The organism is Streptomyces sp. NPDC005263, assembly GCF_042872365.1.
In the GTDB taxonomy this organism is placed as follows: domain Bacteria; phylum Actinomycetota; class Actinomycetes; order Streptomycetales; family Streptomycetaceae; genus Streptomyces.
In genome coordinates, this window is record NZ_JBIAKJ010000001.1 from 631,024 (window position 1) to 650,442 (window position 19,419).

The following is a 19,419-nucleotide window of genomic DNA, read 5'->3' on the forward strand; positions in this document are numbered from 1 at the left end:
GCACCATGAGCGAGTACGTCGAAACGTCCCGGACGTCCGGATCAGGCGCCGCCCCCACGGGCGGTGCGCTGACCGTCGCCGACGTCCTGGCCCTGCCGGTCCTGGCCGCGGGGCGACCGGAGGTCGTCACCGGTGTGGCCCGGCTCGACCGGCCGGTCCGCTGGGTCCACATCACCGAACTGACGGACCCCGCCTCGTTCCTCAAGGGCGGCGAGCTCGTCCTGACCACCGGGATGCCGCTGCCTCAGGACACGGCGGGCGTGCGCCGCTACGTCGACGAACTCGCCGATGTCGGCGCCGCAGCCCTGGTCATCGAACTCGTCCGGCGCTACCACCGGCCGCCCGACCCGCTCATCCAGGCCTGCCGGACCCGTGGGCTGCCGCTCGTCACCCTGGCCGAGGACGTCAACTTCCTGGAGGTCACCCAGGTCGTCCACACCCTCATCCTCGGCAACCAGGCGGATGCCATGCGCCGGACCCAGCGCGTCCACGAGGCGTTCACGGCCCTGACGTTGCGCGGCTCGGGCCCGGAGGAGGTCGTGCGGGCGGCGGCGGAGATGAGTGGCCGCACGGTCGTCCTGGAGAACCTGGTGCACCAGGCGCTGATCTGCGAGCCCTCCGGCAGCACCGTGGACGAGGCACTGACCGGCTGGGAACAGCGGTCCAGGGCGACACCTCCCGGCGATCGCACGGAGGTGAGCGGTCCCGAGAGCTGGCTCGTGGCGCCCGTGGAGTACCAGGGCGAACGCTGGGGCCGGGTCGCCATGCTCCCGCCCCCGTCCGGCACCCCGGCCTCCGCCCCGGCGGCTTTCCTCCCCGAGGACGTCACCGTCCTGGAGCGTACGGCGATGGCGCTCACGATCGCCCGCCTCATCCACGCCACCCCGTGGGAACGCACGGCGCACCGGAACGCGTTGCGTGATCTCGCCGGACAGCGCCACCACTCCCCCGAGGACGCCCGTGCCCGGCTGGCCGCGCTGGGCCTGCCCACCGAGGGCAGCGTCTTCCTCGCCGTGCTGGCGGACGTCCGGGCGGACGTCCGGGCGGACGTCCGGGCGGACGACGACGGCGGGGCGGAGAGCCGGTTGTCGCAGGAGCTCAGGACGACGGGCGTCCCGGCGCTCGTCGGCACACTGGCCCCCGGCCGCCTCGGCGTCCTGCTGGCCCTGCGGCCGTCCCAGCCGTGGCGGCCCGTCGTCGAGCGGCTGAGCCGTGTCGCCCTCGACCTGTGCCCCGAGGCCGTCGTGTGTGTCGGTCCGGAGGTCACGCACCTCTCCGACGCGGCGCGTTCCTTCCGCGCCGCGGCCCGCGTCGCCGAGGCGGCCCTGCCCGGGCGACCGCTTCCCGAGGGCAGGACCTTCCTCGAACTGTCCGACATCGGCCTGCCTCAGCTGCTGTACGCGCTGCGCGAGGACACCCGGATCCAGGACTACGCCGAGCGACAGCTCGGGCGGCTCATCGAGCACGACACCCGCCACGGCACCGATCTGCTGTCGACCCTGCGCCACTATCTGGACGCGGCGGGCAACAAGACCACCGCCGCCCGGCTCGGCGCCCTGTCCCGGGAGACCGTCTACCAACGGCTGCGCACCATCGAGCGGCTCCTCGACCGTGACCTGGAGTCCGGCGAACAGCGCACCGAACTGCACGTGGCGCTCACCGCGCTCGACGTGCTCAGGCTCGGCTGACGCACGGCGCCGCCGGTGCGCCCACGGCCCCACGCACGACTGCGCGGACGGCCCGCCGTGAGCAGCAGCCAGCTGACGTCCGCCCCGCTCAACGCCCCCGGGATCACTCGTCGTTGACCCAGCGCATCAGCCGTTGCAGCGGGTAGAAGCCGTCGTGCGAGAGGCCCGGCGGCATGCCGCCCGCACCGCCGAGGGACACCACGCGCTGCACTCCGGCGCAGGCGAGGGCGCCGCGCAGGTCCGCCTTGCGGGAGTCGGGGTACACGCCGACCGTCTGGGTGGCGACCCCGGCGTGCCGCACCGCCTCGGACAGCTCGCCGACCGGGACGACGTCGACGATCTTTCCGTCGGGGTGGAAGTCGACGGGTTCGGGAGAGCGGATCACCAGGCCCCGGCCGTCGTAGCCGCCCCACACCCGGTACTCGGGGGCCATGGACTTCAGGACGTCGATCTCCTCGCGCAGTTCGGTCGGGACCTGCGGGCCGCCCGCCGAGCTGAACTCCCGGGCCACGCCGAGGCGTTCGCACAGCAGGGCGGCATAGCGGTCGGCGTCGTCCCAGGAGCCCTCGACGAACTGGAAGCGACTGGCCACGCAGGCCTGCTGGTTGAAGAACGTGGCGTCAGCGGCGCCCGCTTCGGCGGCCCGGGCCAGTGTCTCGAGGGACGCGAAGGCCTCGCGGCCGATGAGGGAGATGGAGGTCTTGGGGTCGAAGGAGACGAGCTCGAACCCCGGGCCGACGTACTTCAGCGCCCCGCGGATGGTGGCCTCGCCGCCCCAGGCGACCAGCTTGTCGAAGAACTGCGGGCGGAACAGCACGCTCTCCACCGTCTCGTCTCCGCCGCGCCAGTACACCGCGGAGAACGACCGCACCACGGGGTGCCCGGGGGCGACCGCGGCCATGGTGCGCAGGATCGCGGTGGCGGTGAACAGGTCGTTCGAGGGCAGCTTCAGCAGGTTGACGCCCTTGGTGAGGGCTCCGCGCACCACCGACATCGCGGCGACACCGGGTGCGTTGCCGGCGATGATGTGCACCAGGCGCGGCGGGAAGGCACGGGTGGCCGCGGTCCGGTTCCCGGGCAGCCGCACCTCGCGCCAGCCGTCGAGCACGTCCGCGCCACCGAGTTCGTGGTCGATCTGGGCGTACAGGCCGGGCCGCTGGAAGCTGCGCCACAGCACGGCGTAGGCGCGTTCGAGCACGTCCGCGGGCAGCGGGCTGACCCGGGCCATCCGGTCCAGGGCCTCGGCGAGCAGTCCCGCGCGGTCCGCCTTGAGTGCCTCGCCGGTCTCCACCAGCAGGTCGACGATCTCCGCGACGGGCACCTGGAACGCGGGGCCGGGTTCGGTGCGGGGCCACACGAGGTGGTCCAGGTCGAGGGCCGGCGTGGTGAAGGCGGCGCCGGGGCGGCCGTGTGCGGTGTGTGAGCCGTGGTCGACCTCGCCGCGGACCACGTGGACGACGGGTACGGAAGCAGCCGCGGTCGTGTCGAGCATCGTGCCGCTCATCCGTGGATCATCCCCCGCACATAGGAGTCGAGTGTCGCGGCGCAGGTGACCTTGTCGTCGCCGCCGAGGTCGCCGTAGCGCCGGATGTCGGGCAGGACGACGGGCCCCGCTCTGCCGCAGTCGCACGGCGAGAAGTCCACGAAGACCCGGTCGCCGCTGATCAGTCCGCCCCAGCGGCCTTCCAGGGAGACGTCCAGGAAGGCGAACCGCCCCTCCACCACGCCGTGTTCGGCGTTGAGCAGCTTCTCGCCCGGCTGGTCGAGGACCAGCGGGATCACCCACGGCGGCACGTGGTAGTTGCCCTTCTCGCAGGCGGGACAGGAGCCCTGCATCTCGGTCATGCCGTAACTGCGCACGCGCCGCACACCGTCGTAGAAGGCGGCGAACTGCGCCTGGTAGTCGTCGGGCAGCGCCCGGCCCTTGTTGCCGCCGCCGCTGAGCACCAGCGTGTCGGGGTGGAGGCTGCCGTCGGACACGCCCCGGGCCCGCAGGGCCTGGATCAGGGTGAACTGCTGGTTGTTCATCCCGGCGATCAGCAGCGGCTCGTCACGGTGCGCGAAGATGTCGTCGACGATCCGGGCCACGGCTGTGCCCAGTTCCTCCTCGCGCGTCTCGGAGGCGGACTCGAAGGAGCTGATCTCCTGCGGGGTCGCGGTGCCCTCCGCCATCCGGCGACGCAGCAGTGCGCTGCTCATCAGCTCGGACACCCTGAGCGGCTCCTCGGTGAGCAGCTGGGTCTCGCCGGGCCTGGCGAAGACGTCCGCGTGCCAGCGGAAGCCGTCGATGGACCGCATCGGACCCTTCGCCGGTGCCAGCAGGTAGCCACGGCGGGTGGGCTTCGGCGGGAGCGGGTCGGGCCAGCAGGTGACGTGTTCCAGGATGTCGTGCAGGAAACCCAGGTCGGTGGCGTCGCAGTTGAGGAAGGACACCTTTCCGGAGGTGCCGCTGGTGATGTAGGGACGGTGCCCGGCGGCGGTGACGCGTTCGGTCCACTCGTCGATGTCGCGTACACCGTCGATGTCGACGTCGCCGGGTTCGACCGCCGACACGGTCGTGTACCAGCGCAGGAGCCGGTCCCAGCGGCCGCCGGTGATGAGGGAGAGCGGGTACGACTTGTAGCTGGTGTGCGAGAAGAGCAGCGGTACGAGGTCCTCGAAACCGGTGATCTCGCGTACGCCGGTCTCCGTCGCCCGGGTGCGCAGCAGTGGAACGCGCTCGCGGTGGGCGGCGAAGGCCTCCCGCGCGGCGTCCAGCTGCAACTCCCGGGTCACCTCGCCGGGTTGGCCGAACGGGTCGTCGGACGCGACCAGGGCCCGGAGTTGCTCGCGTGCGCTTGCCACAGAACCACCTCAATCAGTTAGGACGTCGCGTTCTTCGCGAGGTAGGACGACTCGATCGCGGCCAGGTCGGCGCGCAGCTCCGCCGGGGTGCCGGTCATGGTGACGCGGCCGCGGTGCAGGACGTAGACCCGGTCCGCGATGTCCAGCACCTTGCGGACGTGCTGTTCGACCAGCAGCGCCCCGAGGCCCTGGTCCGCCGCCTCGCGTACGGCGCGCAGCAGCCGGTCGACCACGAGCGGGGCGAGGCCGAGCGAGAGTTCGTCCGCGAGGAGCAGCTTGGGGGCGCGGCCCAACGCGCGCGCCAGGGACAGCATCTGCTGCTCGCCGCCGGACAGCATGCCGGCCCCGGTTCTGAGCCGTTTCTCGAGTTCGGGAAAGAGCCGCAGGGCCTGCCGGGTCGGGACCCGGCCGACCCGCAGGTTGTCCGCGGTGTCGAGGCGGGTGAAGACCGCCCGCTCCCCGACGTACGCCAGGCCCTGACGGGCGCGGCGGTGCAGCGGTGCGCGGCCGGTCCCGCCCAGCCAGCACACCTCGCCCGCCATCGGGTTCAGGTCGCCCGCCAGCACCCTCAGGGTCGTGGTCTTGCCCGCGCCGTTGGGTCCGAGCAGGGCGACGACCTCGCCGGGGCGGACCTCGATGTCGAGGTCGCGCACCACGGGTTGGCTGCCGTATCCGGCGGAGAGGGAACGTGCTGCGATCAGGGGGACGTCGGTGTCGGGCACGGGGCCGCTCCTCAGCCGGCCGGCGGGGTCGTCAGGACCTTGCGGACGTCGACGAAGGTCGATCCGGCCTTCAGCCACTCGATCTTCCCGTCGCGGATGGTCAGTTCGGTGGCGGTGGTGTTGTGGATGCGGTTGAGGCCCTTGATCGGCAGGGCTGTGGACGCCTTCCAGCTCAGCGGCGGGGTCAGGCCACCGGTGTTGATGCCGGGCGTGGTGTCGAGCTCATCCACCAGCGCCTTCGCCGTGATCGTCGGGAGCTTCTTGGCGGCCTCGGTGAAGACCTTGAAGGCCACCCAGGTCGTGGCGTTGGCCCCGTTGGTGGGGTCGATGTCCTTGTTGCCCTTGGTGGCCGCGAGGAAGTCCTTCCAGGCGGCGTCGGACGTCGGCGGGTAGTAGCCGGTGATCGCGGCGCCCTCCAGCGGGCTGCCGCTGCCGCCGGTGCTCTCGGCGAGTTGCGGGGTGAGGTTGCCGACGACGCTGCCGAGTTTCGTCTTGGCGCCGGACTGCACGTACGACTTCACGAACAGGCCCGAGGCGGTGCCCATGATGACGCTCACGCAGTCGCTGCCCTTGGTCGCGGCGGCGACCTGCGGAGCGAGGTCGGTGGCGGTGAGCGGCACCTTGATGTCCTTGGGCGCCGATCCCCCGGCGGAGACCGCGCCGAGGGTGAGGAACTGCGAGACGACGGCCGCGGCGGCCACGTCGTAGCGCACGCCGGAGATCTTCTTGCAGCCGTTCTGCACCAGCTGCCGGCCGTGGGCCGCGAACACCACCGGGGTACCGCCGTTGACCGGGAACGACAGCGGGTTGGAGAACTCGGCGGCCGAGACGCCGGTGCCACCGAGGTAGGGGATGCCCGCCTTCTGCAGGATGGGCATGTAGCGGTCACCGGCGAGGCTGTACGACCCCACCACGGCGACCACCTTTTCCGCGACGGCCTGCTGGGCGCACTTCTCGGCCTCGTCGGGGTTGTTCTTCTCGTTGCAGGTGAGGACCTTCAGCGGGCTGCCCTTGATCCCGCCGTTGGCGTTGACCCACTTCTCGTAGGCCTGGGCGGTGAGCCGGACCCCGGGCTGGGCGCTGCCTTGGGTGTCCTCCGGCGTCCAGACCATCACCTTGACCGGTGTGCCCTTCAGCGTGGAGGTCTCGGCCGAACTGCCGGACGCCTCTCCTCCGCACCCTGCGGCGAGCAGGACTCCGGACACCGCGAGACAGCTCGCAGCGGTGGTTCTGCGTCGTCGTGAGTCGTTCATGGTTCCTCCGCGGAGCTCGTCGTCGAGATGGCGAACAGCATGGGGTGCGTTTTCGAGTTAGTGAAGTACTCTCGGCACAATTATTTAAATGAATGTGCTGTCTCGCCCCGCTCCGGGAGGTTCCCCGATGGACGACATCCTGCGGTTCGCGCTGCTCGGCCTGGGGCTCGGCGCGCTCAACGCGCTCACCGCCCACGGCATCGTGCTGGTCTACCGGGGCTCCGGAGTCCTGAACCTCGCGCACGGCGCGATCGGCATGGCCGGCGCCTATGTCCAGTGGGAGCTCTCCGCCCAGCACGGCCTCGCGTACTGGCCCGCCACCGCGTGCGGGGTGCTCACCTCGGCGACGCTGGGCGTCCTCACCCATCTGCTGGTGCTGCGCCCGCTGCGCACGGCTTCCGCGCCGGCCCGCCTGGTCGGCACCCTCGCGGTGTTCATCGTGCTCACCGCCCTCGCCGTCAAGCGCTACGGCGACAGCCTGGAACTGGTGCCGGGCAAGCTGCCCACCCGGCTGCTGACCATCGCCGGGGCGACGGTGTCCGAGGACCGGGTCTGGCTGCTCGGCATCGCGCTCGCCATCACGGTGGTCCTTCATCTCCTCTACCGGCGCACCCTGTTCGGCCTCGGCACCACCGCGGTCGCGGAGAACGAGAACGCCGCCGCCGCGCTCGGCTGGTCCCCGGACCTGATCGCCACCGTCAACTGGGCCCTGGGATCGGCACTCGCGGGACTCACCGGCATCCTGATCGTGCCGGTCATCGGACTGTCGGTGACCGGGTTGACCACCCTTCTGCTGAGCGCGCTGGCCGCCGCCCTGGTCGGCAGGTTCTCGTCGTTCCCGATCACCCTGGCGGGCGGTCTGCTCATCGGAGTCGTGCAGTCCGAGCTGACCCGCTTCGGCTCCGGCGTCACCGGGCTGGCCGCGTCGGTGCCGTTCCTCTTCATCGCCCTCGTGCTGGTCGCACGGGGCAGAGCGCTGCCGCTGCGGGGCACGTTCCTGGACCGGCTGCCCGCCCTGGGCACCGGAAAGGTACGTCCAGTGCCGCTGGCTCTCGCCGTCCTGGTCGGGCTGCTGCTGGTGAGCCTGTCGACACCGCTGTGGGCCGACGCGATCACCAACACCCTGGTGCTGTCGCTGGTCATCCTGTCGATCGTGGTGGTCACCGGGTACGCGGGACAGGTGTCCCTCGCGGCCTACGCCCTCGCCGGCACCGGCGCCTTCATCGCCGGGCACACGGCGGCCGACTGGGGCTGGCCGTTCGAACTCGCCCTGCTGGCCGGGGTGTTGGGGACGGTGCCGATCGGTCTGCTGTTCGCCCTCCCGGCGGTCCGCACCCGCGGGGTCAACCTCGCCATCATCACCCTCGGCCTCGGCACCACCCTGGAGGCGATGGTCTTCCAGAACACCGATCTGTCGACGACCCCCGGCAGCGACGGCATCGTGGTGGGCAAGCAGACGCTCTTCGGGATCAGCGTCTCCGGCGTCGACCATCCACAGCGGTACGCCGCCGTGGTCCTGGTGATGTTCGTCGCCGCCGCGCTGGTGGTCGCCAATGTGCGGCGCAGCCGAACCGGCCGCCGGCTCGTCGCCGTACGGGCGAACGAGCGGGCCGCCGCCGCGCTCGGTATCGACGTCCGCGCGGCCAAGCTCTACGCGTTCGGCCTGTCCGCGGCCATCGCCGCGCTCGCCGGGGTGCTCACCGGCTTCCGGTCGACCTCGGTGGTCTTCTCCGACTTCGCGAGCTTCGGCTCCGTCACCGCGCTGGGGCTCGCCGTCATCGGCGGCGTCGGCTTCCTCGTCGGACCACTGTTCGGGGCCACCTTCGCCGCGGGGACGGTGGGGGCCCGGTTCGGGGACCTGGTGCTGCCCGGGCTGAGCGAGTGGATGCCGCTGATCGGCGGGGTCATCCTGGTCCTGACGCTGGTGGGCAACCAGGACGGCATCGGAAAGGGCCTCGGCAGCCAGGTCGCGGGCATCCGACGCCGGGTGTCCGCGAAGCGGGGCGCGCCCGCTCAGAAGGCCGAACGGGCGACCGGTGCCGTGCGGAACGGCGCTCGGAAGGCCGTACCGGAGGAAGAGCGGGAAGCGACCGTGCCTGCCGGGCCGGACGTGCCGCGCGCCGCACCGCTCCCCCTCCAGGTGCGTGACCTCACCGTGCGCTACGGCGGTGTCGTCGCCGTCGACGGGCTCTCGCTGGACGTCGAACCCGGCCAGGTGGTGGGGCTGATCGGCCCCAACGGCGCGGGCAAGACCTCCGCCATCGACGCCGTCACCGGATTCACCCGGGCCGCGTCCGGACGGGTGTGTCTGGGCGACCGGGACGTGACCCGGCTGCCCGTGCACCGGCGGGCCGCGGCCGGGCTCAGCCGGTCCTTCCAGTCGCTGGAGCTGTTCGAGGACATGACCGTCCTGGACAACCTGTACGCGGCCTGCGACCGGCCCGGCCGATGGGCGTACCTCACGGACCTGGTCCGTCCCGGCAGCCGCCCGCTGCCCGCCCATGTGCTGGTCGCAGTAAGGGAGTTCGGGCTTCAGGACAGCCTGGACCGTGCGGTGGGCGACCTGTCGTACGGCGAGCGGCGGTTGCTGGCCATCGCCCGGGCGGTGGCGGCCTCGCCGTCCGTGCTGCTCCTCGACGAACCCGCCGCCGGACTGTCGGACGACGAGACACGGGAGCTGGCCGGCCTGGTGCGGCGGCTGGCCGAGGACTGGGGCATGGGCGTGCTGCTCGTCGAGCACGACGTCGACATGGTCATGAGCGTCTGCGACCAGGTGGTCGTCCTGGACTTCGGACGCCGGATCTGCGCCGGCACACCCGATGAGGTGCGCCGGGATCCTGCGGTGCGGGCCGCATACCTGGGCGACCTGGAGCCGGAGACGCTGGCCTGACCGGGCGCCGCGGACCGGGCACCGGACGGCGGAAAGCCGGAGGCGCTGTGCTGAAGCGCCTCCGGCTTTCCGCGACACCAGCCGCGTCACGCGTCCCGCAGGTCCGCGACATACGGCTGATGGGACAGCAGCCCGCCGTCCACGCGCAGGGTGTGCCCGGTGACGAAGGCCGACTCGTCGGAGGCGAGGAACACGACCGCCGCCGCGACGTCCTCCGGGCGCCCCAGGCGGGGGGTGAGGTGATGGCGCAGCATCGCCTCCCGGATCGCTCCGTGCGCCGAGCCGGAACTGGCCGGCGTGACGATGAATCCCGGCGCGATGGCGTTGCAGCGCACGCCCTGCTTGCCGTACTGGGTGGCGACGTACTGCGTGAGGTTGATGAGGGCGGCCTTGGAGGCGCCGTACGCCGGATTGCGCAGGTCCCCGGCGAGGCCGGACCCCGACGAGGTGTTGATGACGGAGCCGCCACCACGCGCGACCATGTGCGGGACGGCGGCCTGGATGGCGACCATGGTCCCGCGCAGGTTGATCCGCATGGTGTCGTCCCAGACCGCCGGATCGGCCTCGACGACGGCGAGGTCCCGGCGGGCGGCCAGATGGGTGGCCGCCGCGTTGTTGTGCAGGATGTCGAGGCCGCCGTACGTCTCGACCGCCGCGGCCACCATGGCCCGAACTCTGGCCACGTCCCCGAGGTCGACGGCGACCGCCGTCGCGGAGCCCCCGGCGGCGCGGATCTCCTCGGTCACCGCCTCGGCGCCGTCGAGGTCGATGTCGGCGACCACCGTGTGCGCGCCTTCGGCCGCCAGGCGACGGGCGGTGGCCGCGCCGATGCCGGACGCGGCCCCGGTGACGACGGCGATCTTGTCTTCGAGTCGCGCCATGGCCGAACCGCCGTTTCTATTCGGTGAGTTGACTGCCGACGACCGACACGAACGAGACGCACTCGCCGGGTCCGCCGCCGAGGTTGTGGGTCAGGGCGAGCGAGCGTCCTTCGGCCACGGACTTCACCGTCCGCTCGGCCGGTGCCTCGCCGCGCAGTTGCAGCCAGGCCTCGAACATCATGCGCAGGCCTGAGGCACCGATCGGGTGGCCGAAGGCCTTCAAGCCCCCGTCCGGGTTGACCGGCAGCGAGCCGTCCAGGTCGAAGGCGCCGCTGGTCACGTCCTTCCATCCCTGACCGCGCTCGGAGAAGCCCAGGTCCTCCATCAGCACCAACTCCGTGGGCGTGAAGCAGTCGTGGACCTCGGCGAGCGCGAGCTCGGCACGCGGGTCGGTGATGCCGGCCTGCCGGTAGGCCTCCTGTGCGGAGGCGACGACCTCGGGGAAGGTGGTGAAGTCGTACTCCGGGTCGAGGAGCCCGTCCGCCGGGCCCGCGACGAAGGACAGCGCCTTCACGAAGATCGGCTTGTCGGTGTACCTGTAGGCGTCCTCGGCGCGGACGACGATCGCGGCCGCCGAGCCGTCGGAGACTCCCGAGCAGTCGAACACGCCGAGCATGCCCGCGACGATCGCGGCCGACCGGATCCGCTCCGTCGGGACCTCCTTGCGGAACTGGGCGCGGGGGTTGCGGGCCCCGTTGACGTGGTTCTTCCAGGCGATGCGGGTGATGACGTCCTTCATCTCGTCCTCCGCCAGGCCGTACTTGGCCGCGTAGGCGGGGGCGAGGAGGGAGAAGTTCGCCGGAGCGGTGATCTCGCCGCGGCTGTCGTCTCCGGCGCCCGGGATCGCGGTACCGGACAGCCCGGACATGCCGGAGTCCTTCAGTTTCTCCACGCCGACGGCCATGGCCACGTCGTACGCGCCCGAGGCGACCGCGTAACAGGCGTTGCGCAGTGCTTCCGAGCCGGTGGCGCACATGTTCTCCACCCGGGTGACCGGCTTGCAGGGCAGGCGCAGCGGCCGGCTCAGGGTCAGCCCGGAGACACCGGAGGCCTGGGTGCCGAGCCAGAACGCGTCGATGTCGTCGAGGGTGATGCCGGCCGAGGTGACGGCCTCCCCCACGGCGTCGATCAGCAGGTCGTCCGCCGAGCGGGTCCAGTGCTCGCCGAAGGGCGTGCAGCCCATGCCGACGATCGCGACCCGGTCCCGGATTCCGTGTGAGCTCATCCGTGTGTCTCCTCGGTCTCGCCGGTCCCGTCGGTCCTCAGGGAATCGGTGGCATCGGTGGAATCGGTGGAATCGGTGGAATCGGTGGAATCGGCCATGCGTACCGGCCGGGCCTTCCAGAAGTAGTTGTGGACGCCGGACGCCGTGACCGTGCGCCGGAACGTCATCTCCACCCGGGCGCCGATGACGGCGTCCGCCTCGGTCGCGTCGGTCAACTGGCAGCGGAACCGGCCGCCGCCGTCGTAGTCGACGACCACGACCAGCATCGGCGGACTCGGCGTGTGGGCCAGCCGGTCCACGGTGAACGTGGCGACCGTGCCGCGTACGTGCTGCATCGGCTCGTCCGTCATGGTGTCCACGCTCCGGCAGGACGCGCACACCCGGTCCGGCGGCAGCTGCCGGGTGCCGCACTTCTCGCAACGGGCGGCGACGAAGCCGTACTTCCAGCCGGTGCGGCGGTGCGCGGGCGGGGCGTAGGGCGGCTCGGGGTCCGGCCTGCGGGGTGGTTCGCGGTCCAGGAGGCCGCGCCAGGAAAGGTAGGTGGCGTACGGCATGGGCGCGCTGCCCGCGGCGATCTGGGCGGCGACCGGGCGGGCGCCTCGGTGTGCCGGGAGCGCGTCGGTGGTGCGCAGCAGGAGGACGCCGACGCCGTCGCCGAGCACGACGAGCGCGACGACCTCCCCGGGCCGGGCCCGGTCCAGGACGTCGGCGAGGAGCAGCCCTGGCTGGGCGGTGCCGGCGTTGCCGATCACCCCGGTGAGGTCCGGGGTCACCGCCTCGGGGCGTACGCCCGCGGTGCGCCGCACCGACGCGCACGCCCGCGCGTGCAGTCCGGAGACCACGAAGTGGTCGATCGACGCGCTGTCGAGAGCCGCCTGTTCGAGAGCGGCACCGAGCGCCTTGCCCGCGAGGGACACATAGATATCCTCGGCGAATCGCTCCTCCCAGACCCGGGACGCGGGGGCGCCCGGCAGCCGCCAGCGGTCGAGGAACTCGTCGCTGACCGTGTCGTGGGCGAGCAGTTCGGCGATGACAGGGGCCCCGTTGCGGTGGCCGCCGAACACGAACGCCGCCGCGCCGTCGCCGCCCGCGGTCTCGTCGTTGCCGCCGGGCAGGCCGGTGCGCAGGTCGGAGAGGACGGTCAGGGTCGGGACCGGGGAGCGGGCGGCGGTCACCAGCGCGCCGAGGCCGGAGCGCACCGAACCGGTCATGTCGGCGGCGAGCACATGCTCGTCGAGGCCGAGCGCGGCGTGCACGGCGGTCGCGTTCGTCTTGTCGAGGTAGGCGGGTGCGGCGGTGGCGAGGAACAGCTGGCTTACGCGGGAGCGCAGGCCGTCGCGGTCCAGGGCGTTGCGGGCCGCCTCGACGGCCATGGACGTGGTGTCCTCGTCGTAGCCCGCGACCGCGCGGGTGCCCTTGCCCGCCCGGGTGCCCAGTACGGTGCCGACATCCGCCCGCGCGAGGCGGTGGTACGGCACATGGGCGCCGTATGCGATCAGTCCGGCCATCAGCGTCCTCCATTGGCGTTGATTGCGTGCGTGGGGCGCTCGAAGACCGCGGCCAGTCCCTGACCGCCGCCGAGGCACATGGTCTCCAGGCCGTAGCGGGCCTGGCGGCGGTCCAGTTCGCGCAGCAGGGTGGCGAGGATGCGGCCGCCGGTGGCGCCGACGGGGTGCCCCAGTGAGATGCCGGAGCCGTTGACGTTGAACCGCTCGAAGTCGGTCTCGGTCAGGGCCCATTCGCGGGTGCAGGCCAGCACCTGGGCGGCGAAGGCCTCGTTGAGTTCGATCAGGTCGATGTCGGAGAGCTTCAGTCCGGCGCGCTCCAGGGCCCGGGCGGTGGCGGGCACCGGGCCGATGCCCATCGTCTCGGGCGGCACGCCGACGACGGCCCAGGAGACCAGCCGGGCCAGCGGGCGCAGGCCGAGTTCGGCGGCACGCTCGGGGTGGGTGACGACGCAGAGCGCGGCGCCGTCGTTCTGACCGCTGGCGTTGCCCGCCGTGACGGTGGCCTCCGGGTCCTGGCGGCCGAGGACGGGCCTGAGCTTCGCCAGCTTCTGAGACGAGGAGTCGGGGCGCGGGTGTTCGTCGGTGTCGACGACCGTCTCGCCCTTCCTGGTCCGTACCGTCACGGGCACGATCTCGTCGGCGAACCGGCCCTCCCGCTGAGCGGCGACTGCCTTCTGGTGGGAGCGCAGGGCGAGTTGGTCCTGTTCCTCGCGGGGGATGACGTACTGGCGTCGCAGGTTCTCCGCGGTCTCCAACATGCCCCCGGGGACAGGGTGGTTGACGCCGCCGGAGGTGACCCGGCCGCGGGCCAGCCGGTCGTGCAGGGTGGTGCCCGCTCCGCGCACGCCCCAGCGCACGTCGGTGGTGTAGAACTCGGCCTGGCTCATGGACTCGACGCCCCCGGCCAGCACGAGGTCGCTGGCGCCGGTCTGCACCTGCATCGCCGCGGTGATGATCGCCTGGAGCCCGGACCCGCAGCGGCGGTCGATCTGCAGTCCCGGCACCTCCACGGGAAGACCCGCGTCCAGGGCGGCGACCCTGCCGATGGCGGGGGCCTCGCCGTTGGGGTAGCACTGGCCCAGCAGGACGTCGTCCACGGAGGCCGGCGGGATGCCAGTGCGGTCGAGCACGGCGCGGATCACCGTGGCCGCGAGTTCGGCCGCCGTCACGTCGCGGAAGACTCCACCGTAGCCGCCGACGGGGGTACGCAGGGGTTCGCAGATCACCGCGTCACGCAGCAGGGCGGGCATCGGCTGGGCCTTTCGTCGGTCGGGTGGGATGGACGGGGATGGCGTGCGCGCTCACCGGTGGAGTGGCGCTCACATGTACCGGCCGCCAGTCACCTCGACCACGGCTCCGGTGACGTAACTGGCCATGTCGGAGGCGAGGAACAGGACCGTCTGGGCGACCTCGGCGGGTTCGCCCGCGCGGCCCAGCGGGATCTCGGCGAGCTTGGCGTCCCAGGCGGCCGGGGGCATCGCCTCGGTCATCGCGGTGCGGATCAGCCCGGGCTGTACGGCGTTGACGCGGATGCCCGCTTTCGCCAGCTCCTTCGCGGACGCCTTGGTGAGGCCGACGAGGCCGGCCTTGGCGGCGCTGTAGTTCGTCTGGCCGAAGTTGCCGACCTTGCCGGCGATGGAGGAGATGTTGATGATGCTGCCGCCCTGCCCGTGGGCCCGCATCGCCTCGGCGGCGTGCCGGGTGCCGTTCCAGGCGCCGGTCAGATGGACGTCGACGACGGCACGGAAGTCGGCGAGGGCCATTCTGCGCAGGGTCGCGTCCCGGGTGATCCCGGCGTTGTTGACCATGACGCCGACCGGCCCGAAGGTGTCGGCGCAGTGGGCGACCAGGGCGGCGACCTCGTCCTCGTCGGTGACGTCGCAGCGCAGCGAGGTGGCGGCGACGCCGTTCTTCGCCAGGCGTTCGGCGGCGTCCGCCGCGCTGTCCTCGTTGATGTCACCGAGGACCACGCGGGCGCCCTCGGCGCCGAGGACACCGGCGATCTCGAAGCCGATGCCCTGTGCGCCGCCGGTGATCACCGCGTTCCGGCCGTCCAGCAGTCCCATCTCAGCCCGCCCCAGACTCGACGCTATTCCTCATAAATAGATAACCTATTATGCTGAAACAATCAATACAGCGATCGGTCGGGCAGACGGGGTCGGACGGGCCGGGCCGGACGAGCCGCTCGAGCGGAGCCGGACGAGGAGACGACGCAGGTGGACATCAGCTATCCCGCGGGTACCGAGACGTTCCGCACCGAGGTCAGGGCGTTCCTCGCCGAGACGCTGCCGTCGGACTGGAAGGGCATCGGCGCCCTCGACGAGGACGCGGCCTGGGCCTTCGCCCGGGACTGGCGCCGTCGGCTCGCCGAGCACGGTTTCCTCTCCCTGACCTGGCCCGAGCGCTACGGCGGCCGCGGTCTGTCCAAGCTGCACCAGGTGGTCCTGATGGAGGAGCTGGCCCGGGCGGGGGTGCCGTTCGGGCTGCCCCAGGACACCTTCGGCGTGAAGATGCTGGCGAACACGCTGCTGCGCTGGGGCACGGAGGAGCAGAAGAGCCACTTCCTGCCCCGCATCCTCAGTGGCGAGGACACCTGGTGCCAGGGGTACTCGGAGCCGGACGCGGGGTCGGACCTGGCCTCCCTGAAGACCCGCGCGGTGCCGGACGGCGGGGAGTGGGTGATCGACGGCCAGAAGGTGTGGACCTCCGGCGCCCACCACAGCGACTGGATCTTCGTGCTGGCCCGCACGAACCGCGAGGCGCCCAAGCACCACGGCATCTCCTTCCTCCTCGTCCCGCTCGATCAGCCCGGCGTCGAGGTGCGGCCGTTTCGCATGATGAGCGGGCAGCTGCACTTCAACGAGGTCTTCTTCAACGGCGCCCGCACCCGCGCCGACCTCGTCGTCGGCGGCGTCGACAACGGCTGGACGGTCGCCCAGAGCCTGCTGGGCGTGGAACGCGGGGAGGAGGCGGCGACCAACCCGATCCTGTTCCGGGCCGAGGTGGAACGCCTCGTGGAGCTGGCCCGCCAGTACGGCAAGGACCAGGACCCGGTCGTACGGCAGCGGATCGCCTGGTGCTGGTCCAAGGTCGAGATCATGCGCTACCTGGGGTACCGGATCCTCACCGGCTGGCTGAAGGGCACCGAGCCCGGACCCGAGACGTCGATCGCCAAGCTGTACTGGAGCGAGTACCACACCGCGGTCACCGATCTGGCGATGGACATCATGGGCCTGCACGGCCAGGTACCGGAGGGCCGCCCGCCCCTGCGCACCTACCGCGCCGACGACCCCGGCGCCGCGAACTCCTCGGCGTCCTGGTCGACGACCTACCTGATCGCCCGCTCCGGCACCATCTACGCGGGGACGTCCCAGGTACAGCGGAACATCCTCGCGGAGAAGGTGCTGGGGCTGCCGCGGGAGCCGAGGGCCGCGGCGGGTTAGGGGATGCACCGGGCCGGGCATCACCGGCGAGGCAGGTCGAAACGTCATGCCCGTTGGGCGCCCGGCCCTGGGGGGTCTATCGTCGGATCGTGGGCCAGAGTGATGGAGGGCGGCCGGTGATGCCGCAGGACGAGGCCGTGATCGGTTGTACGGGGAAGGTGCTCGTCGCAACCCGCGGCGCCAACGGCCCGGGCGAGATCCTGGTGCGGGTCAGAGGCGGCTCGGAGACCTTTCTCGCCTGGTCGGAGGATCCACTGCCCACGGGGGCGTCGGTGCTCGTGATCGAGTCGCGTGGCTGCCGCGAGGTCGGCGTCATCGAGTGGGTGGATCCATTGGACGCGCTCGGCGATCCCGCCGGCGCCGACTGAGGAGTCGAAAGAGAAATGTTCGGATACCGCGTTCCCGCTCCCGACGAGGCGATGTTGATCTCGGGGGGCAGGCGGGGACTGGGGGGCGCGCCGTTCCGAGTGGTGACGGGGCACGGCAAATTCGTGGTCCCGTTCTTCCGCAAGACCCGTTTCCTCACGCTGTCGATGTGCGAGTCCGAGGTCACCGAGACCTGTGTGACCCGTCAGGGCATCGCGCTGCACGTGCGTGCCGTCATCGCGTTCAAGGTCGGCAACGACCACGAGAGCATCATCAACGCGGGCCAGCGCTTCCTCTCCGACCAGGACCAGATGTCGGTCCTGACCGGCCGGATCTTCGCCGGCCACCTGCGGGCCATCATCGGCTCGATGACCGTCGAGGAGATCGTCACCGAGCGGCAGAAGCTCGCCGCGGAGGTCCTGGACACCTCGAAGACCGAGATGGCGAAGATCGGCCTGATCGTCGACTCGCTGCAGATCCAGTCGATCGACGACGGCGACGCCGGCTACATCGACGCGATGTCCGCTCCGCACAAGGCGGCCATCCAGCGGCAGGCCCAGATCGCCCAGGCCCAGGCCACCCAGGCGTCGGTCGAGGCGGAGCAGGAGGCGGCCCGCAAGCAGGCCGAGTACGCCCGGCAGACCGCCGTCGTCAAGGCCGAGTACTCCGCCGAGGTGGACCGCGCGCAGGCGCAGGCCGCCCAGGCCGGGCCGCTGGCGCAGGCCCATGCCCAGCAGGAGGTGCTCGCCGCCCAGACCGAGCTGGCCCAGCGCCAGGCCAAGCTGCGCCAGCAGCAGCTGGTGGCCGAGATCGTGAAGCCCGCCGAGGCCGAGGCCGAGCGGATCAGGGTGCTCGCCGCCGCCGACGCGCAGCGGATGAAGATCCAGGCGGAGGCCGCCGCCTCCTACGACCGGGTCGCGCTCGACCGGATGCTGATCGACCAGCTCCCGCAGATCGTGAAGGAGGCCGCGGGCGGCCTCGCCGGCGCCAACGTCAATGTCCTCAACGGCGCGGACGGCCTGGGTGAGATCGCCGCGGGCCTGGTGTCCCAGGGCCTGACGATCCTCGACTCGGTCCGGCAGAACCTGAACGGCCCGGACTCCTCCGACGGCCACCGCCCCGAGGAGGGCAGCACCAACGGTCTGATCCAGCTGCGCTCGGGCAAGGACAAGAAGCCCGGCGACGGCCCGGTGGACGTCGACTAGTCGGCGCTCTCGAAGGTCGTGAGCTCGGGGACCGGACGTGGGCCGGTCCCCGGGCGCCAGCCCGCGTCGAGTTTGCGCAGGCCCACGCCGTCCGGTGCCCAGATGTGGCAGCTGTTCAGCACCCCGGCGGTGCCCCGCGGGTTGTGCGTCGGATCTCCGCCGGCCCGACGCCGCGCTCCCGACGAGATGGCGGCCTGTACGACCGCCGGACCCAGAGCACGGGCCAGCTCGTACAGGTGGGTACAGCCGGACACGCCGCGGAACCGCTGCTGGACCGCGCGGTTGTATCCGGCGGCGACACTCAGCCCGACCAGGCCCTCGAAGGCCGGGGCGATCAGCGGGCATTCGGCGTGCGGGAAGGTCGCCATGTCCGCCTCGGCGGCCACCACGACCATGTCGGCCAGACGGATCCGTACCGCGAGCCCCATCCGGTGCACCACGCCTCCCGGCGGCTCCTCCCAGGGCCGTTCGTCGCGCAGTTCCGCCTCCACCGAGATCTCGTCGTCGGGCTCCTGGTACGCGCGGACGGTGATCGTACGGCGGTGCAGCGGGAGTTCGGAGCGGGTCACGACGTGGCCTCCTCGAGCGTGGACGTGGCCTCGCCCAGACCCGCGAACACCGGCGGCCGGCGCTCGATGAAGCTGAGCACGCCCTCGCGGTAGTCCGGGGCCCGTTTGGCGGTGGCCAGCAGTGCGGCGGCGCGGTCGCTGCTGTCGGTGAAGGTCCGCGCCTGGTCGTCGGCGAGCTGCCGCTTGATGAGGGACATCGCGTACGGGCTGGCCGACCGGGCCAGTTCCCCCGCGTAGGCGAGCGCCGCCGGCAGGAGTTCCTCGGGCTCGACGAGTCGGTTGACCAGGCCCATCGCCAAGGCCTCGGTCCCGGTGATCCGGCGCGAGGACAGCAGCAGGTCACTGGCGTTGCCGTAGCCGATCAGCCGGGGCAGGATCCAGGACACACCGTCCTCGGCGACCAGCCCGCGGGCGCTGAAGGCGGCGGCGAACTTGGCGTGCGGCACGGCGAACCGGACGTCGCACATCAGCGCCTGGTTGAACCCGATGCCGGCGCAGGCACCGTTGACGGCCGCCACCACGGGTTTGGGGAAGGACATGGGGCGGGTGCGCGGAGGCAACTGGTCGGTGGGCCACGGGCGGGCGCCGGACGACGCCGCGTCCAGCACGCTCATGTCCATCCCCGGGCAGAAGCTGCGACCGGCGCCGGTGAGCACCACGGCCCGTACCCGTGGATCCGCCTCGGCCCGGTCGAACAGCTCGTTGTAGAGCAGCTCCATCTCCAGCGTCCAGGCGTTGTGCCTCTCGGGCCGGTTCAGGGTCAGCAGCATGACCCCGTCGTCGGTCAGCTCGGTGAGGATCACCGGGGTCGGGTTCTCGGTCATC

The 19,419-nt window shown here is 71.8% G+C and carries 16 protein-coding genes; 5 read left to right on the forward strand and 11 right to left on the reverse strand.

From position 1 onward, the window contains the following. Positions 1–5: 5 nt before the first annotated feature. Positions 6–1,688 carry a PucR family transcriptional regulator gene (locus ACFYRY_RS02915; RefSeq protein WP_389139329.1) on the forward strand — a complete coding sequence of 561 codons (1,683 nt, stop codon included), beginning with the start codon at positions 6–8 and terminating at the stop codon, positions 1,686–1,688. Positions 1,689–1,791: 103 nt separating this feature from the next. Here the strand turns inward: ACFYRY_RS02915 and ACFYRY_RS02920 are convergent, their stop codons facing one another. From ACFYRY_RS02920 to ACFYRY_RS02935, 4 genes are read right to left on the reverse strand one after another with little or no spacing between them, the layout of a single operon-like run. Further along, a complete protein-coding gene (locus ACFYRY_RS02920) occupies positions 1,792–3,192 on the reverse strand; it encodes an acyl-CoA reductase (RefSeq protein WP_389139330.1) in 1,401 nt (466 codons plus the stop codon). Further along, positions 3,189–4,532 (reverse strand): hypothetical protein, encoded by a 1,344-nt coding sequence (locus tag ACFYRY_RS02925; protein ID WP_389139332.1) that lies wholly within the window; start codon positions 4,530–4,532, stop codon positions 3,189–3,191. The genes ACFYRY_RS02920 and ACFYRY_RS02925 overlap by 4 nt, the downstream gene beginning before the upstream one ends. A 17-nt stretch (positions 4,533–4,549) precedes the next feature. Beyond that, a complete protein-coding gene (locus tag ACFYRY_RS02930; protein WP_389139333.1) occupies positions 4,550–5,254 on the reverse strand; it encodes an ABC transporter ATP-binding protein in 705 nt (234 codons plus the stop codon). Positions 5,255–5,265: 11 nt separating this feature from the next. Continuing rightward, positions 5,266–6,507, reverse strand: a complete 1,242-nt coding sequence (locus tag ACFYRY_RS02935; RefSeq protein ID WP_389139334.1) for an ABC transporter substrate-binding protein — start codon at positions 6,505–6,507, stop codon at positions 5,266–5,268. Between the two features lie 127 nt (positions 6,508–6,634). Between ACFYRY_RS02935 and ACFYRY_RS02940 the strand changes: the two genes are divergently transcribed. Next, positions 6,635–9,397 carry an ATP-binding cassette domain-containing protein gene (locus ACFYRY_RS02940; protein ID WP_389139336.1) on the forward strand — a complete coding sequence of 921 codons (2,763 nt, stop codon included), beginning with the start codon at positions 6,635–6,637 and terminating at the stop codon, positions 9,395–9,397. An 86-nt stretch (positions 9,398–9,483) separates the two neighbouring features. Here the strand turns inward: ACFYRY_RS02940 and ACFYRY_RS02945 are convergent, their stop codons facing one another. From ACFYRY_RS02945 to fabG, 5 genes are all read right to left on the reverse strand, one after another. Continuing rightward, the gene (locus ACFYRY_RS02945) at positions 9,484–10,278 is read right to left on the reverse strand and encodes an SDR family NAD(P)-dependent oxidoreductase (protein ID WP_389139338.1); all 795 of its coding nucleotides are present in this window, start codon (positions 10,276–10,278) and stop codon (positions 9,484–9,486) included. A gap of 16 nt (positions 10,279–10,294) precedes the next feature. Then, positions 10,295–11,503, reverse strand: coding sequence for an acetyl-CoA acetyltransferase (locus ACFYRY_RS02950; protein WP_389139340.1), 1,209 nt, complete (start codon positions 11,501–11,503; stop codon positions 10,295–10,297). Next, entirely contained in the window at positions 11,500–13,011 is a 1,512-nt protein-coding gene (locus tag ACFYRY_RS02955; RefSeq protein WP_389139341.1) for an OB-fold domain-containing protein, read from the reverse strand. The genes ACFYRY_RS02950 and ACFYRY_RS02955 overlap by 4 nt, the downstream gene beginning before the upstream one ends. Then, entirely contained in the window at positions 13,011–14,261 is a 1,251-nt protein-coding gene (locus tag ACFYRY_RS02960; protein ID WP_389139343.1) for an acetyl-CoA C-acetyltransferase, read from the reverse strand. The genes ACFYRY_RS02955 and ACFYRY_RS02960 overlap by 1 nt, the downstream gene beginning before the upstream one ends. A gap of 69 nt (positions 14,262–14,330) precedes the next feature. Next, positions 14,331–15,077 carry a 3-oxoacyl-ACP reductase FabG gene (gene fabG / locus ACFYRY_RS02965; protein WP_389139344.1) on the reverse strand — a complete coding sequence of 249 codons (747 nt, stop codon included), beginning with the start codon at positions 15,075–15,077 and terminating at the stop codon, positions 14,331–14,333. Positions 15,078–15,227: 150 nt separating this feature from the next. On the opposite strand from fabG, the gene ACFYRY_RS02970 reads away from it, so the two are divergent. From ACFYRY_RS02970 to ACFYRY_RS02980, 3 genes are all read left to right on the forward strand, one after another. Continuing rightward, positions 15,228–16,454: an acyl-CoA dehydrogenase family protein gene (locus tag ACFYRY_RS02970; RefSeq protein WP_389139346.1), complete on the forward strand. Its 1,227-nt coding sequence runs from the start codon at positions 15,228–15,230 to the stop codon at positions 16,452–16,454. 119 nt (positions 16,455–16,573) lie between these two features. Further along, complete coding sequence (locus ACFYRY_RS02975; protein ID WP_389141038.1) at positions 16,574–16,822, forward strand: hypothetical protein; 249 nt, start codon at positions 16,574–16,576, stop codon at positions 16,820–16,822. A 15-nt stretch (positions 16,823–16,837) separates the two neighbouring features. Continuing rightward, on the forward strand, positions 16,838–18,025 hold the full coding sequence (locus tag ACFYRY_RS02980) for an SPFH domain-containing protein (RefSeq protein WP_389139348.1): 1,188 nt from the start codon (positions 16,838–16,840) through the stop codon (positions 18,023–18,025). Here the strand turns inward: ACFYRY_RS02980 and ACFYRY_RS02985 are convergent. Continuing rightward, on the reverse strand, positions 18,022–18,594 hold the full coding sequence (locus ACFYRY_RS02985) for a DUF2889 domain-containing protein (RefSeq protein WP_389139350.1): 573 nt from the start codon (positions 18,592–18,594) through the stop codon (positions 18,022–18,024). The two genes, ACFYRY_RS02980 and ACFYRY_RS02985, sit on opposite strands and share 4 nt — an antisense overlap. After that, complete coding sequence (locus tag ACFYRY_RS02990) at positions 18,591–19,418, reverse strand: enoyl-CoA hydratase-related protein (RefSeq protein ID WP_389139351.1); 828 nt, start codon at positions 19,416–19,418, stop codon at positions 18,591–18,593. The genes ACFYRY_RS02985 and ACFYRY_RS02990 overlap by 4 nt, the downstream gene beginning before the upstream one ends. Position 19,419: the final 1 nt, after the last annotated feature.